This window comes from Edwardsiella sp. A.80236 (genome assembly GCF_044540725.1).
Taxonomy (GTDB): Bacteria; Pseudomonadota; Gammaproteobacteria; order Enterobacterales; family Enterobacteriaceae; genus Edwardsiella; species Edwardsiella tarda.
Map to the genome: position 1 here is coordinate 1 of NZ_JBIUCY010000063.1, position 867 is coordinate 867.

Here is an 867-nt window from a genome sequence, read left to right on the forward strand (position 1 = left end):
GCGTTAGATGCACTAAGCACATAATTGCTCACAGCCAAACTATCAGGTCAAGTCTGCTTTTATTATTTTTAAGCGTGCATAATAAGCCCTACACAAATTGGGAGATATATCATGAAAGGCTGGCTTTTTCTTGTTATCGCAATAGTTGGCGAAGTAATCGCAACATCCGCATTAAAATCTAGCGAGGGCTTTACTAAGCTTGCCCCTTCCGCCGTTGTCATAATCGGTTATGGCATCGCATTTTATTTTCTTTCTCTGGTTCTGAAATCCATCCCTGTCGGTGTTGCTTATGCAGTCTGGTCGGGACTCGGCGTCGTCATAATTACAGCCATTGCCTGGTTGCTTCATGGGCAAAAGCTTGATGCGTGGGGCTTTGTAGGTATGGGGCTCATAATTGCTGCCTTTTTGCTCGCCCGATCCCCATCGTGGAAGTCGCTGCGGAGGCCGACGCCATGGTGACGGTGTTCGGCATTCTGAATCTCACCGAGGACTCCTTCTTCGATGAGAGCCGGCGGCTAGACCCCGCCGGCGCTGTCACCGCGGCGATCGAAATGCTGCGAGTCGGATCAGACGTCGTGGATGTCGGACCGGCCGCCAGCCATCCGGACGCGAGGCCTGTATCGCCGGCCGATGAGATCAGACGTATTGCGCCGCTCTTAGACGCCCTGTCCGATCAGATGCACCGTGTTTCAATCGACAGCTTCCAACCGGAAACCCAGCGCTATGCGCTCAAGCGCGGCGTGGGCTACCTGAACGATATCCAAGGATTTCCTGACCCTGCGCTCTATCCCGATATTGCTGAGGCGGACTGCAGGCTGGTGGTTATGCACTCAGCGCAGCGGGATGGCATCGCCACCCGCACCGGTC

Annotated in this window: 2 protein-coding genes; both read left to right on the forward strand. The window is 54.2% G+C overall.

The window, feature by feature from the left end; all coding sequences use genetic code 11:
* Positions 1-111: 111 nt before the first annotated feature.
* Positions 112-459: a quaternary ammonium compound efflux SMR transporter QacE delta 1 gene (locus tag ACEQFP_RS17480; protein WP_000679427.1), complete on the forward strand. Its 348-nt coding sequence runs from the start codon at positions 112-114 to the stop codon at positions 457-459.
* Positions 453-867 (forward strand): dihydropteroate synthase (locus ACEQFP_RS17485; RefSeq protein ID WP_171250462.1); only part of this gene is annotated, 415 nt, incomplete at its 3' end. The genes ACEQFP_RS17480 and ACEQFP_RS17485, both read left to right, overlap by 7 nt.